This is a genomic window from Halobacteriovorax sp. GFR8, from assembly GCF_050955245.1.
Classification (GTDB): Bacteria; Bdellovibrionota; Bacteriovoracia; order Bacteriovoracales; family Bacteriovoracaceae; genus Halobacteriovorax_A.
On the sequence record NZ_JBPBLR010000002.1, the window covers coordinates 2936439 to 2950716 of the forward strand.

Here is a 14278-nt window from a genome sequence, read left to right on the forward strand (position 1 = left end):
TCCAATAATTAATTTATTAAATTATATTGAAGTTTTAGGTAATTTAAAGAAGAAAAAAAAAAGCCCGCAGAAAGCGGGCCCTTAGTATTATTTAATTTTTAATTCTGAGTGAAGTTTTGCAAAAGTTTTTTCTTCACGGATTGCATACATAAGGTTTGCTTTCATACGCTCATCTTTTGTGTAGAATTCTTTAACTTGATCAGCAGTTAGACCAGAAAGGCTTGCACTTTCTTCAATTTTCGCATCGAAGTCTGCATCTGTTGATTCAACTTCGTACTTGTTTGCAAGATGGTCTAGAATTAGTCCCGACTTAACTTGGAAAAGAGCTTTTTCATCTAAGTCACCGGCCCACTTCTCAAAGTACTCACCTAGCATATCTTCTGTAAAACCTTGTTGCTTAAGGTTGTTTGCAAGATCATTCTTTAGGTGCTCTTTTTGTTGAGCAATCATAGTTGATGGAACATCAAAGCTATTTTCAGAGATTAGTTTTTCAAGAATTTCTTGATTTAACTTTTCTGCTGCTTGTCTTTCATTTTGCTTAGTTAGGTTCTCTTGAGTTTTTGCTTTGAAATCCTCTACTGATTCAAAACCTAGCTCTTTAGCTACTTCATCAGTAAAGTCAGGAAGCTTTCTTTCTTTGATTTCAAGAAGTTCAACGTGGAACTTAACTTTTGCTTCTTTTAGTTCTTCTACGTGATACTCAGATGGGAAAGTAACTTCTAGAGTCTTCTTCTCACCTGCTTTCATACCAATCATTTGCTCTTCGAATCCTGGGATAAATTGACCAGACCCGATTTCTAGTAGGTATTCTTCACCTTTCATATTTTCAGGTTTTTCACCATCAGCTTTTTCACCTTCGAAGTTCATAACAGCGAATAGTCCGTTAGCTAGTGCTGTACCTTCAGCAGCTTCAACCATTTCTGCTCTTGGAGCAAGGTAGTTCTTACGTACTTTTTCAACATCTTCTTCAGTTACTTCAACAGTATCTTTTGTGAATGATAGTTTTGAGAAATCTTTAAGTTCTACAGTTGGGAAGATTTCAACAACAGCATCAAATGATACAGACTTTCCATCTTTGTAATCCATATTTTCAAAGTTAGGGTAACCAACTACTTTAAGATCTTCTTTATTAATTGCTTCGAAAAGTTCCTTTTGTACGAAACGATTTAGAGCATCACCTTCAACCTGTGGACGGTATAGTTTTTCAACCATAGCGATTGGCGCTTTACCTTTTCTGAAACCTTTGATTGAAACTGATTTTTGCTTCTCTTTAAGAGCAACAGTAATTTGCTCAGATAGATCTAGGTTATCGAATGAAAAAGATAATTTTTTTGTGCAGTCATTAACTTGTTCTACTTTATAAGTCATGAATAAATCCTCACTTCGCTATGCGACAATATTAACATTATGAATAGCCGAAATTAGCTAGAATATGGCAAAAAGTCAATGAATATAAGGGGTTTCAATTAGCCTAATACTCAACCTTAACCAAAAATAGGCCTTGTGGTGGTGCCGTCGGAGCAACCTTTTCAGCACTCGGACTAGTCAATTGTCCCACAATAACTTCTCTTGAAATCTTTCCTTGAGCATACGACCAGATACTTGAAACAATTAAGCGAACCATCTGCTTCAAGAATCCATTACCGGTTATCTCCATGATAAAGACATTTTCTTTAAGTCCTGGCCCATAGTTCATTTCACTTTCAAAGACACTACAGTTGGTCACTTTTCGAGTTGTCGACTTAACAGGTGTTCCCTTAGTTGAGAAACCTTCAAAGTCATGCTCGCCGATAAATAGCTGACATGCTTCATTCAGCTTGGCCAAGTCCAAATCTTTGCCTAGGTAGGTCACATAATTTCTCAAGAAGGGGTTGGGCTGTTTTTTAACTGAGAATATGTAACGATAGGTCTTACTCCTCGCGTTAAAAACCGGTTGAAAATCATCTGGTGCATATTCTGAGTCCACAACTTTTATTGCATCTGGTAACTGACTATTAAGTCCGCGCATTAGGGCATTTGGATTAATGTCTATGGGAAGAGTTATTCGAGTAACCTGAAAAATTGCATGAACACCTGTATCAGTTCTTCCGCAACCAACAACTTGTATATCATCAGACTTTGATAATTGTTTTAGAACTTTTTCAATTTCACCCTGAATACTTTGCTGACCAATTTGCTTCTGCCATCCAAAGTAATTCGTTCCATCGTATGAAAAAGTAACTTTATAGATACTCAAAGTTAAAGCCTATACCAAAAGAAACTCCGCTCACGCTAAAGTCTTCTCTTTTAAATCCTGAAATATCCATTGTCTTGGCCATAAGACTAATACTCATTTCACTAATGTCACTGAACTTCTTTAAGTCCATTCCGAAATTTGGAAAAATATTATAAATCGAAAAATCAATCGAAGCTGAAGCGTTATATCCATAACCTACTTGACGAATATCTTTATCGTCATCACCTTGTTCACGATCATCTCTATTTTGCCAAATAGGAGCAATTACTGGCCCACCTTGAGCTGTAATTGAAATCTTCTTTCCAAGGTTTAACTTCGCACCAAGATTTAAATCAATTGGAAACAACCATAGATTAAATGTTGTTCGTGAAATTGTTCCGCCTCCAAACTTCCCCTTTCCAGAGTTAAATGATAGACCAAGGTTTCCCTGAAAGAATGTCGAGACAATATTTCTTTGAAAATAATTTCTATAATTGAATGTAAGATAACCTGCTTGAATAGAGTCTGCTTCAGAGTTATCGTTTTGAAATATTGATTCAAAAGTCCCAGTACTATCTGAGTAATCATAAGTATCATAGATATATGTAAAACCAATTTGAGTATCTGCTTTTTGATAAACATCTATAAGTAGATCTTCAGTTTTATACTCAACATATGAATTTGGACTTGGGTCTCTTAAGATTGAATCTTCATCAGTGGCCGTTTTCAACCACTCTTTATCTTGTGAATTCATTACAGCATTTTTAAGCTCTTCATCTGTGTACTGCTGAGGTGTTGAACCAAAGATATCTGGAATCGAATTCTTATCCTCTTCACTATCATTAGAACCTTGATCATTTTCGTACGGAGAATCTTTTAGATCTAACTCTCCAGGCAGAGGCTGATTAAAGTCTATAGAAAAAACATTTGTACTTGAAACTAATAGCGTACAAATAAAGAGGTTTTTAAGATTCGCTTTCTTCATCTTTTTCTTCCCAGTCGAATAATTCAACTTTAGTATCCTTACTAAAAATATTATACACTAAACATCCGACAACATAGGCAGTAATCAGCACAAAAATCATCAGTTGCTCGTAAATAAGGATTAATACTAGAATGAGAAGAATCATCGCAAGTACCTTGCGGCGATTTTTTCTTACATAATCCGAGTTTTTAAATGAATTAAACGGAATATTTGAGATCATTAGTAGGGAATAAAAAATCACATATGCAGCTGCGTAGTAACTCTGATACTCACCAAAGTTAAACTCTAGTGTCACCATAATAAAGCCAATAATCGCTAAGGCCCCTCCTGGAATTGGAAGACCTTGGAAGTAATTAGATGGAACCTTATTAATATTTGCATTAAATCTAGCGAGCCTTAGTGCACCACATAGTAGGTATAAGAACGAAATAACAATTCCTGGCCTACCAAGGTTTTGAAAATACTTAAAGTAAATAATTAAAGCCGGTGCCATACCAAAAGAGATAACATCACTTATAGAGTCAAATTGTTCACCAAATTGAGACTGAGTCCCAGTAAGACGAGCAATTCTTCCATCTACGCTATCAAAGATTGCCCCCAGTAGCAGAATCATACAAGCAGGGTAGAACATACCCTTTGTTGCCATAATAATTGAGGCAAATCCACATCCCATATTCAATGCTGTAAAAACATTCGGTAAGAAAAAAGTTAGCTTATGTGGTTGTCCGTCATATCTTGTCATTTGAATTTCCTTCTTATTCTTCTATATAGCGACCTACGATTGTTTCTCCGCCCCTAACCTTTTCATTCATGGCCACGAGGAGTTCAGAGTTTTCGACTTGCATCTTTACAGTAGCACCAAGTGGATAGAAGCCAATATCAACTTGTCTTCTTCCAAGGTCCCCTGGCAACACAATTAGCTCTGGGTCACGTTTAAAAAATGAATTTATAAAAAATAGTCTAATCTTTCTATCGTTAGAGTCTTCTAGAATAACTTTTGTTCCAAAGTCCTTATCATTAAAAATGACGTTATTTACTCTCGCCGAAATTGGTAAATATATCCCATATCCGCTCAATAGTCCCATTCTAATTGAAAGCTCCGAAACGTTATTCGATATTTTATTAATACCAACAACTTTCCCTGTTACTGGAGAATAGATCGATCCACGAGTTGTTACCTGATCTTCTTTAAAGGAGCTCAATTTCCTTCTAAACAGGAATAGAAATACAGCTACAATTACAAAGTAAATTGAAAATAAATAAAAGCCGAATAATAGTAATAATAGAAATGCTACTACTATAATAAAGTTGATTGTGGACTTAGATAGATAAAATATTTTCACTTTAATAATTTATCAATATTCAACTGACATGTCATACTAAGACTTTTTAAATTCGACGTGAAGTGGTCGAAAATAATAAGGCCTCTGCCTCATTCTTTCACTTACAACCTTGCTAAAAATCGGTGCTGGATTCTTACGAAGCACCTCCCGAGTATCCCCTTCACAATGCTCTGAAAGCTCATTTGCACCATGAGTATATAATTGTGACTTATCCACAATACCCGAGCAAAATGCTTCGAATTCAGCTTGCGTTAGAAGCTTCTCCTCATCATTTGTACGAATATAATACTCTTTCTTAAATGCCGGAAACATCCAGTGAGTCGAGTCCTGTCCAAGAATACTTGGAATATCAGAGCTATAAAAAGAGAAAACCTCAATATCATCTAGTTCAAAAACTTGTGCAAGCCCTTCTCCTACTCTCATACCAGTATAAGAACCTGGGCCAGCAATTGAGATAAGACCTTTAATATGACTCACATCAAGCCCATGCTTTGAAAGTAGAGCATGAATATTTTCATGAAGAACTTCAGAAGTCTTCTTTGTTTCAACAACGACATCTTCAACCCAAGAGAAGTTCTCGTCTAATATTCCAAAGTGGAGTAGATGTGATGTATCAATAAATAAGTATATCATTAGAAGAATCGCGTAAAATCGTTAAACAACGCCCCAATCATTAATAGTAAAAGAATAGAAAGACCAAATTGCTGAGCAATCTCAAGCTTTCTTCTTGATAATGGTCCACCGTTAATTGCTTCTAAAATAAGAAAAACTATATGCCCACCATCTAATACCGGAATTGGGAATAAATTAATAACACCTAGGTTGATAGAAATTAAAGCCATCAACTGGAAAAAATATGAAATTGAAGTATTGAAAGAGTCGGAAGCAACTTTTCCAATTGTAAGTGGCCCACCAATATTCTTTAATGAAACTTCTGCTGTGATAAGTTTTTTAAAGCCTTCAAATGTTTTAACAACGCCGTCCCATGTACGGTATAAACTTCTTGGAATTGCTTTGAAGAAATTCATTGGCTCAGTTGTAACATATTTACCAGCGGCATAAATACCATGGCTATAAACACCAATTAACTTAACAGTTTTACCATTTTCAGTTCTAACGTCAGGAGTAATATTAAACTCTTTAGTCTCACCCTTTCTAATAACTTTTAAAGAAGCTTGACCTTCATTTTCTTGGATTTCACCTCTAAGTTCATCAAATGAGTTAACTTCTTTTCCATTTACCGAAGTAATAATATCCCCTGCCAAAAGACCTGCTTTATCTGCAGGAGACTTCATTTGAACACTCTTAACAACTAAGTCCATAGGAAAGTAATTATTTGTAAAAAGAGCGTGCTTAAGACCATTCGTTACATCTAAGTGTGCAACGGCCTTAGCTTCCTTATCAAATATTGGCTGACTTGTTTCAGTATCGATAGATTTCACAGGAAATAGATCGAGGTGTCCTGCCTCAATGGCCAATTCTTCTAAGCTATAGTCAGTATTTGGTTTATTACCTTTAGAAACAATAAATAGATTACCATCTGCTGATTTAACAATTGGCAGAAGTAAAAATGGCGGATACTTTACCATTTCTTCAAAGAATTGTTCTGGCTTCATATCAACTTTCACAACTTCTTTTCGGCCAAGGCGCTCAACAGTTAAAGAACTAATATGGCCATCACTCTCCAGCACGATATCACTTGGAGAAGTTACAAGATGTTCATTTACTTTATTAACAATATCACCACTTCTAAAACCTAATTTATAAAAGCGTGTCTCTTTGGCCACATTTCCAATCTTAATTTCTGGAACTTTTTCACCAGTTAAGAAAAGAGCAAAGAAGATAAAGAAAGCAAGAATAAAGTTAGCAAGAGGACCACCAAAAACAATCCAAAACCTTTGCCATTTTTTCTTATGAATAAAAGAAAATTTCTTTTCTTCTTCAGAAATACCATCTTTGTTGAATGGATCATCTCCAAACATCTTCACATATCCACCAAGTGGAATTAAAGAGATAGCGTACTCTGTGTCACCTTTTTTCCATCTAAACAGTTTTGGACCAAAACCAATTGAAAAAACTTCAACCCTTACACCAAAGAGTCTTGCAAACAAGAAATGTCCTAGCTCATGAAAAAATACGAGTGGACCTAAAAATAAAATAAATATAACAATTTTCTCTAACATACTAACCCTTATAAAATCTTATAACTTAACAATAGTGTGTAAAACGGTATAACAAAGAGAAGACTATCGATTCGATCGTAAACCCCACCATGTCCAGGAATCAAGTTCGAGCTATCCTTTACACCTATTTGTCTTTTCAACTTAGACTGAATCAGGTCTCCGACTTGACTCAAAATACCTAAAATAAAAAAGATCAGTACATATTTTACCGCAAAATCACCTATTAAATAATACCATACTAAAGTTCCTAATAGGCCAGATGTTGCGGCTCCACCAATTAAACCTTCAACAGTCTTATTAGGGCTCACTGTTGCCCACAACTTCGTCTTTCCAAAGTTCTTACCAAAAAACCAAGCACCAGTATCCATACCAAAGTTAAATACTAGTAGAATAATTACAAGAGCTTGCCAATTAGCATGATTAAGAAGTGAATGAAGATTAAGAAATGGAATCAAAAATATTACCATGCTTAAAATTGTTACTCTTTTTAAAAGGTTAACAAAATTCATCGACTCCATTGGAGAAATGAACAAGTAGCCTATTAGAACAAGGTTTAATAAACAACCTATTGAAGGAATAAGAAGCCCATCAAATACGTGGTTGTTGTTCATTGCCCAGAACTGAATTCCAAGTAAAAGAACAAAATTAACGAGTGTGAAAATACCTGTTACTTTAAGAGAGAGAAAATTCTTTGCGAATTCATAGAAGCAAGCTGCACTAACAACGATAAGGAGTGCTTCAATACCAACAACACCAATAGAATATGCTAATGCGACGATACCTATCATTACAATGGCAGATAGGACTCTTTTTTGAGTATTTGTCATTTTAATTCCGTTTAATTTATTAATCTAATATTCTTTCTAATCTTATTTTTAGAAGCAGCTAATGATTCCGTTTCACAAACTTGCCCAAAACGTCTTTCACGTTTTTCGACTTCATAAATAATATTTTCAAATTCTTTACATGTGAAATTTGGCCACATCGTTTCCGTGAAATATAATTCACCGTATGCAATTTGCCATAATAGAAAGTTTGAGATTCTTTGATCTCCCCCAGTTCTAATCATTAGGTCAACATCACCTAACTCAGGGGCGTGAAGGGCCTGAGAAATATTCTCCTCAGTAACTTCAATATCTTCAGCGATTAATTTATTTACAGCGCTAATAATTTCAGCGCGTCCACCATAACCAAATGCGAAAGTCAGCTTTAAACCAGTATTATCCTTCGACTCTTCTTTTAGTCGACTGATAATTTCAATTGTATCTTTAGGAAGTTTTGAAATATCACCAATAATATTAAACTTAATATTATTTTTTAAAACTTTAGCTCTTTCTTTAATAAGAAATTTCTTTAAAAGAAGAAAGAGAGTTCTAATTTCAGAAGGCGGGCGACCCCAGTTCTCAGTAGAGAAGGCATAAAGCGTCAGGGCCTTAATTCCCATGTCGTCAGCTTTTTCTACAACATCACTAACAACAGAACTTCCACGTACATGTCCCCACACACGACGATGAGCGCGGTTCTGTGCCCAGCGCCCATTGCCATCCATTATAATTGCAACATGTTTTAATTTAGACGTTTGAAAGTTCATCATTTATTCAAATAAAGATTAAAGAGTTAGAAGCTCTTTCTCTTTTGCTGCAATGATCTCGTCTACTTGTTTAGTATACTTATCTGTTACAGTCTGAATTTCAGTTTGATACTTCTTAGAATCATCTTCAGAAATCTCTTTAGCTTTTTCAGCTTTTTTCACAACTTCGTTACCATCACGACGAATGTTACGAATTGCAATTTTACTGTCTTCACCAATTTTTTTGATTTCTTTAACCTGCTCTTTTCTTGTTTGCTCAGTTAGCGCAGGAAATGCAATTCTAATTAAGTTACCATCATTTGATGGATTAAGACCTAAGTTTGCATTGATGATTGATTTTTCAATTTCACTGATAAGAGTTTTATCAAATGGTTGAATTTGAAGAAGTCTCGCTTCAGGAGTTGAAACCTGTCCAACCTGGTTAACAGGAGTTGGAGAACCATAGTAGTCCACAGTAACGCCATCTAATACAGAAGCCGATGCACGACCAGTTCTAATTTTTGTTAATTGATGTTTTAGAGAATCAATTGACTTTGACATACCAGTTTCTAATGATGATTTAATTTCATTAATCATAATATACCTCTTATTAATTATTTAATTACTTTAGTTCCAATGCTCTCGCCTGCTACGGCCTTTGCAATATTACCTTTTTCAAACATATTAAATACCACAATTTCCATCTCATTATCCATACAAAGTGAGATAGCAGCAGAATCCATTACCTTGATTCCCTTATTTAATACGTCGATATATTTTAATTGATCAAACTTGACTGCGTCATCATATTTCATAGGATCTTTATCATAGATTCCGTCAACTTTTGTCGCTTTAAAAATTACCTGTGCGTCAATTTCATTTGCTCTTAGGGCAGCTGCCGTATCTGTCGTAAAGTAAGGGTTTCCTGTTCCTGCTGCGAAGATAACGACACGCTTCTTTTCAAGGTGTCTCTCAGCACGACGTCTGATATATGGCTCACATACCTCTTGCATGTTAATAGCCGACATTACTCTCGTAAATACACCTTTTTGCTCAAGTGAATCTTGCATCGCAAGTGCATTTATGACAGTCGCCAACATTCCCATATGGTCTGAAGAAGTACGATCCATACCTCTTGTCGCTCCCGCTACACCACGGTGAATATTTCCACCACCTACAACAATAGCAACTTCTACACCCATTGCTACAAGTTCTTTAACCTCTTCAGAAATTTGGTTAAGAACATCGTGAGTTACACCATAACCGGCCTCGCCAGCTAAAGCCTCACCTGAAAGTTTTAATAAGATTCTTTTATATTTCATATGTCCCCAATAACACTACAATCAAATTGCAAAAAAAAAGGGCTTAAAAAAGCCCTTTCTTATATTTAGTAATTAATTTTACTGTTGAGTCATCTTAGCAACTTCTTCAGCTAAGTTGTCTTCTTTCTTCTCAATCCCTTCACCAAGATTGATTTTATGGAAAGCTTTTACAGTAATATCACCACCAACTTTACCAGCTACGTCAGCAACAAGCTTCTTGATAGTAAAGTCTGGGTTCTTAATGAATACTTGCTCAACAAGACATACTTCTTTAGCAAGTTTTCCAAGTTTACCTTTAACGATCTGATCGATCATGTTTTCAGGTTTACCTTCTTCTTTAAGTTGTGCACGGTAAACTTCTTCTTCTCTCTTTTTGTAATCTTCATCAATATCATCTGAAGTTAAGAAAGAAGGGTTAGCCGCTGCAACGTGCATTGCGATATCTTTTGCAAGTTCCGCAACTTCTGGAGCATCAGTCTTATCAGTTCCTAGCTCAACTAGAACACCAATTTTTCCACCGTGGTTATATGAACCAAGAACACCAGTTGTTTCAACTGCAGCAAATCTTCTTAGGTCGATTTTCTCACCACATTTCATAGTAAGTTCAGTTGTTTCAGCATTCTTAGCATCTTTAAGTTCTTCAATAGAAGCTGGCTTATTTGAAAGAGTCCAAGCAGCAACATTACTTGCGAAACCTTGGAAATCGTCACCTTTAGCAACAAAGTCAGTTTCACAGTTAACTTCAAGAATAACACCCTTGCTACCTTCTACTACAGATACAACTGTACCTTCAGCAGCAACACGGCTTGCTTTCTTAGCAGCTTTTGCTAGACCTTTAGTTCTTAGGAAATCTACTGCTGCCTCTAGGTCACCATTAGTTTCTGTAAGAGCTTTCTTACAGTCCATCATACCTGCACCAGTTTTTTCTCTTAATTCTTTAACAGCACTTGCCGTAATAGCCATTTTTTACCTCGCTAATTATTTATTAATTATTCTTCTTCACCAGCTAAATCGATGTCTTTTTCATACTTAGAAAGAATTTCTTCTTCTAGAGCTTTATCAGTAACTTGGTTACCAGCTGCTTTAGCTTTGCTTGCGCTACCTGCGATAGCACCTGCGAAGTAATCAGAGAAAAGAGTGATCGACTTGATTGCATCGTCGTTACCTGGAACAACGTAGTCAACACCTTCTGGATCACAGTTAGTATCAACGATTGCAACAACAGGGATACCTAGTTTGTTAGCTTCTTTTACAGCAATTCTTTCATTGTTTGGATCAACAACAACGATTGCACCTGGAAGCTTTCTCATATCCTTGATACCACCAAGGTTTTTTTCTAGCTTTTCAACTTCTTTACCAACTTTGATTCTTTCTTTCTTAGTTAGTAACTCAAAGTCACCTGTTTCTTTCATTTTCTCAACTTTTCTTAGTTTATCGATTGAAAGGTTGATTGTTTTGTAGTTTGTAAGCATCCCACCTAGCCATCTGTTAGTTACATAATATGCACCACATGACTTAGCAGCAGTCTTAACAGTTTCAGAAGCTTGTCTTTTTGTAGCTACGAAAAGAATTGGCTTACCTTCAGAAGAAGTCTTCTTTAGGAAGTCATAAGCTTTTTTTGCTAAAGGAATAGTTTTAGCAAGGTCAACAATATAGATCCCGTTTCTTTCACCAAATACATATGGCTTCATTTTTGGATTCCACTTGTGAGTCTGGTGACCAAAGTGTGCACCTGCTTTTAAAAGATCATTAATGTTTAATTCTGACATACGAACTCCACAGTTGGTTGAATACACTAACTCGAACCGAATGGACCAACCCTTCGAGTAGCTGTTTATTTCGCGATATTGCGATGGTGCATTTTTAACACGATGACACTGCGGATTCAATATTTTTTTGTAATATTTTTAGAGGAATTATTGGCCCTAACTTACCGAAAGAAAGGGCCTTTTTAATTATAGTGTTGGTGAGTTTCCATCAACTAAAACGCGACGCGGCTTAGCTCCCTGAGCAGGACCTACGACCCCGCGTTTTTCAAGCTCCTCAATAAGATTTGCTGCTCGATTGTAACCAATTCTAAGTCTTCTCTGCAACATAGAAGCTGACGCTGAGCGAGATTCCATAACCACTTTAACGGCTTCATCATATAGAGCATCACCAGAATTCGATGAAGATGCAGGAGTGATATGTGAACCATATGAGTATTCATCAGTTTCTACTTCTCCACCATTCTCAAGAAACTCCATTGCCTTTTCATCGAAACCAGACTCCAAGGCTTCTAATTTCTGAGTCAAGGCTTCGATCTCAACTTCATCAACATATGAAGAGTGAACACGTTGAGTGTTAATACCATGTTTATAAAGCATATCCCCTTTTCCAAGCAGTCTTTCAGCACCAATTTTATCAAGAATTGTACTCGAGTCGGTACGAGAAGAAACCCTAAAGGCAACACGTGTTGGGAAGTTAGATTTAATAACACCAGTAATTACATCTACTGAAGGTCTTTGTGTTGCAAGAACAAGGTGAATTCCAGCGGCACGGGCCTTAGCAGCGATACGAGCAATATTATTTTCGATTTCTTTCCCTGCTTTAGTTAATACAAGGTCAGCAAATTCATCAACAATAATTACAATATATGGTAGCTCATAATCTTCAGCAGTTGTGTCTTCATAATGATGGTGAATCTTAGCAAGCATTTCAGGAGTAGCTCTCTTAAGCTTTTCATTGAAACCAGAAATATTACGAACACCAAAGTCCGCAAGAATTCCATAACGACGATCCATTTCCTGACAGGCCCAAAGAAGCGCAATTGAAGCAGTTTTTGCATCAGTTACAACAGGCATTAGCAGATGCGGAAGCTTCGCATAAAGCGCCATCTCGAGTTGTTTAGGGTCAATAAGAATTAACTTCATTTTCTTAGGTGACTTTTTAACAAGGAGTGAAACGAGTAGTGAGTTAATAAATACCGACTTACCAGCACCAGTTGCCCCTGCAACTAGCATGTGTGGACATGTAGCTAGATCAATAACAAAAGATTCACCAAATGCATTCTTCCCCATAGCGATTGGAAGTGAATACTTAGCATTTTGAAACTCTTTAGAACTCAATACTTCATCTAAATATATAATATCACGAGGATTTCTTGGTACCTCAACACCCACAGTATCCTTACCCATCATTGCTGGAACGACACGTATAGGAGCACCATATAGAGCTAAAGATAGATCATCGGCAAGACCAGCAATCTTTGAAACTTTAACACCAGCACCAGGTCTAAACTCAAAAGTATCTACAACAGGACCTTTAAGAACGTTTACAATTTCCCCTTCAATTTTAAACTCTGTAAGTTTTGATTCTAAAAGAGTAATGATTTGTTCGAAATAAGCCTTGTCAGGTTCATTTGAAACCTTTTCAATTGTTGCTTCAGTAGCAGTATCAACAATATTAAAGTATTGATTATCAGTAGATGTATCGGCCATACGATTAAGAGGAGCTGTCACAAGAATCTTTTTAACCTGTGGCTCTCTCACAGTACCTTCTTCTACTTGATTACTAGAAGTGCTACTAGCTTCAGAATCTTCAAGACTTTGCTGTACACTACGAACAACTGTATTTGACTCATCAAAAGAAGGACGTGTGAGCTGTGGTTTAATTACAGCGTCTTCGATGTCTTCGTCATTATCAGTTTCAACAACAGAATTTTCTTCAATATTACTCTTAGATTTTAATATATTTTGCGGCTTAATCTTATTTAGTGAAGCAAATAAAGAACTTTCCTTTTTATCTTCATCTTCTTTCTTATCATCTTTAAGAATACTATCCATTCTTTTACGAAGACTATTATCGTGCTCAATCTGAGCAACTGGCTTTTTCTTTTCAAACGGTGCAACAAGAGCCTGTTTGGCTTCAACGGCTTTTCTTGGAACGGCCTTAGTAAAGTTAAAAGCTTTAACTATACTTTCTTTAAAGCCACCTCTAAACGTACCAAAAAGAAAAAGACCAAAGGCTACACTTGTGTAAATACCTAACCAAAGTGAAGTAAAAGCATTCTTTAGAATATATTGTAAACCGATCCCTAGTGCATCTTGAAAAAAGAAAAATGATATAGCTCCAGAAAAGAAAACTAGAGGGAAAAAATTTAAAACATCAACCATATACTCACGTTTGTCATAAATAAATGTATGACATAACGAGAATACAAAAAATGGAATCAAAATCCAGGGCCCACTAAAGTAAGAACCAAATTTAACCATTGAGAAGAAATAATAACTAAAAATGTTACCAGAATTACCAGATGTAATTGTGAAGTAATTATCCGGTAAATCATTTCCAAAGTAAAACGAGATAAAAGAGAACAATGTTAAGATAAATAGGATAACTAGTTGAGTTTTAAGGATATTTTTCTTCATACTTCTATTGTATATGAAATGTAAGTAAAGGCAAAAGAAAAGGCCGTAAACCCCTCTAGAAGCAAGATAAAAAGAAAAATAGAAGCTGATATAGAAATTTTATGACCACAAACAAAAAAAGCCAGATCCTAAGATCTGGCTTTTTTATATAGAAGGTGCATCTTCCTAGTCTCACACCAAGTTACCCTGGCACTACCTTCGGCGCAAGCGGGCTTAACTGCTGAGTTCGGGATGGTATCAGGTGTTTCCCC

Annotated in this window: 14 protein-coding genes and 1 rRNA gene; all 15 read right to left on the bottom strand. The window is 36.0% G+C overall.

The window, feature by feature from the left end; all coding sequences use genetic code 11:
• Positions 1-87: 87 nt before the first annotated feature.
• Positions 88-1368, bottom strand: coding sequence for a trigger factor (gene tig / locus ACRXC1_RS14635; RefSeq protein WP_392858048.1), 1281 nt, complete (start codon positions 1366-1368; stop codon positions 88-90).
• Between the two features lie 103 nt (positions 1369-1471).
• Positions 1472-2236: a tRNA pseudouridine(38-40) synthase TruA gene (gene truA, locus ACRXC1_RS14640; protein WP_433659876.1), complete on the bottom strand. Its 765-nt coding sequence runs from the start codon at positions 2234-2236 to the stop codon at positions 1472-1474.
• Positions 2223-3200 (bottom strand): hypothetical protein, encoded by a 978-nt coding sequence (locus ACRXC1_RS14645; protein ID WP_433659878.1) that lies wholly within the window; start codon positions 3198-3200, stop codon positions 2223-2225. The genes truA and ACRXC1_RS14645 overlap by 14 nt, the downstream gene beginning before the upstream one ends.
• Positions 3181-3942, bottom strand: coding sequence for a CDP-diacylglycerol--serine O-phosphatidyltransferase (gene pssA / locus ACRXC1_RS14650; RefSeq protein ID WP_392910724.1), 762 nt, complete (start codon positions 3940-3942; stop codon positions 3181-3183). Before pssA ends, ACRXC1_RS14645 begins: the two co-directional genes overlap by 20 nt.
• Positions 3943-3955: 13 nt before the next feature.
• The gene (locus ACRXC1_RS14655; RefSeq protein WP_433659880.1) at positions 3956-4402 is read right to left on the bottom strand and encodes a hypothetical protein; all 447 of its coding nucleotides are present in this window, start codon (positions 4400-4402) and stop codon (positions 3956-3958) included.
• A 177-nt stretch (positions 4403-4579) separates the two neighbouring features.
• A complete protein-coding gene (locus tag ACRXC1_RS14660; protein WP_433659882.1) occupies positions 4580-5176 on the bottom strand; it encodes a hypothetical protein in 597 nt (198 codons plus the stop codon).
• Positions 5176-6726: an RIP metalloprotease RseP gene (gene rseP, locus ACRXC1_RS14665; protein ID WP_433659884.1), complete on the bottom strand. Its 1551-nt coding sequence runs from the start codon at positions 6724-6726 to the stop codon at positions 5176-5178. The genes ACRXC1_RS14660 and rseP overlap by 1 nt, the downstream gene beginning before the upstream one ends.
• 8 nt (positions 6727-6734) lie before the next feature.
• Positions 6735-7553: a phosphatidate cytidylyltransferase gene (locus tag ACRXC1_RS14670; protein WP_392910732.1), complete on the bottom strand. Its 819-nt coding sequence runs from the start codon at positions 7551-7553 to the stop codon at positions 6735-6737.
• Positions 7554-7564: 11 nt separating this feature from the next.
• Positions 7565-8320: a polyprenyl diphosphate synthase gene (gene uppS, locus ACRXC1_RS14675; protein ID WP_433659887.1), complete on the bottom strand. Its 756-nt coding sequence runs from the start codon at positions 8318-8320 to the stop codon at positions 7565-7567.
• A 15-nt stretch (positions 8321-8335) separates the two neighbouring features.
• Positions 8336-8893, bottom strand: coding sequence for a ribosome recycling factor (gene frr / locus ACRXC1_RS14680; RefSeq protein ID WP_392910734.1), 558 nt, complete (start codon positions 8891-8893; stop codon positions 8336-8338).
• A 17-nt stretch (positions 8894-8910) separates the two neighbouring features.
• On the bottom strand, positions 8911-9618 hold the full coding sequence (gene pyrH, locus ACRXC1_RS14685) for a UMP kinase (RefSeq protein ID WP_021268728.1): 708 nt from the start codon (positions 9616-9618) through the stop codon (positions 8911-8913).
• A gap of 78 nt (positions 9619-9696) precedes the next feature.
• A complete protein-coding gene (gene tsf / locus ACRXC1_RS14690) occupies positions 9697-10581 on the bottom strand; it encodes a translation elongation factor Ts (RefSeq protein ID WP_392910736.1) in 885 nt (294 codons plus the stop codon).
• Between the two features lie 26 nt (positions 10582-10607).
• Positions 10608-11387 (bottom strand): 30S ribosomal protein S2, encoded by a 780-nt coding sequence (gene rpsB, locus ACRXC1_RS14695; protein WP_021268438.1) that lies wholly within the window; start codon positions 11385-11387, stop codon positions 10608-10610.
• A 186-nt stretch (positions 11388-11573) separates the two neighbouring features.
• On the bottom strand, positions 11574-14027 hold the full coding sequence (locus ACRXC1_RS14700) for a DNA translocase FtsK (protein ID WP_433659890.1): 2454 nt from the start codon (positions 14025-14027) through the stop codon (positions 11574-11576).
• Between the two features lie 152 nt (positions 14028-14179).
• Positions 14180-14278: ribosomal RNA gene (gene rrf / locus ACRXC1_RS14705) — 5S ribosomal RNA — on the bottom strand; the annotation flags it as partial.

Coding starts and splice junctions, on each gene's coding strand:
- tsf (WP_392910736.1), bottom strand. CDS start 10,581: ATGGCTATTACGGCAAGTGCTGTTAAAGAATTAAGAGAAAAAACTGGT.
- rseP (WP_433659884.1), bottom strand. CDS start 6,726: ATGTTAGAGAAAATTGTTATATTTATTTTATTTTTAGGTCCACTCGTA.
- ACRXC1_RS14645 (WP_433659878.1), bottom strand. CDS start 3,200: ATGAAGAAAGCGAATCTTAAAAACCTCTTTATTTGTACGCTATTAGTT.
- ACRXC1_RS14700 (WP_433659890.1), bottom strand. CDS start 14,027: ATGAAGAAAAATATCCTTAAAACTCAACTAGTTATCCTATTTATCTTA.
- rpsB (WP_021268438.1), bottom strand. CDS start 11,387: ATGTCAGAATTAAACATTAATGATCTTTTAAAAGCAGGTGCACACTTT.
- ACRXC1_RS14660 (WP_433659882.1), bottom strand. CDS start 5,176: ATGATATACTTATTTATTGATACATCACATCTACTCCACTTTGGAATA.
- pyrH (WP_021268728.1), bottom strand. CDS start 9,618: ATGAAATATAAAAGAATCTTATTAAAACTTTCAGGTGAGGCTTTAGCT.
- pssA (WP_392910724.1), bottom strand. CDS start 3,942: ATGACAAGATATGACGGACAACCACATAAGCTAACTTTTTTCTTACCG.
- ACRXC1_RS14670 (WP_392910732.1), bottom strand. CDS start 7,553: ATGACAAATACTCAAAAAAGAGTCCTATCTGCCATTGTAATGATAGGT.
- tig (WP_392858048.1), bottom strand. CDS start 1,368: ATGACTTATAAAGTAGAACAAGTTAATGACTGCACAAAAAAATTATCT.
- frr (WP_392910734.1), bottom strand. CDS start 8,893: ATGATTAATGAAATTAAATCATCATTAGAAACTGGTATGTCAAAGTCA.
- uppS (WP_433659887.1), bottom strand. CDS start 8,320: ATGATGAACTTTCAAACGTCTAAATTAAAACATGTTGCAATTATAATG.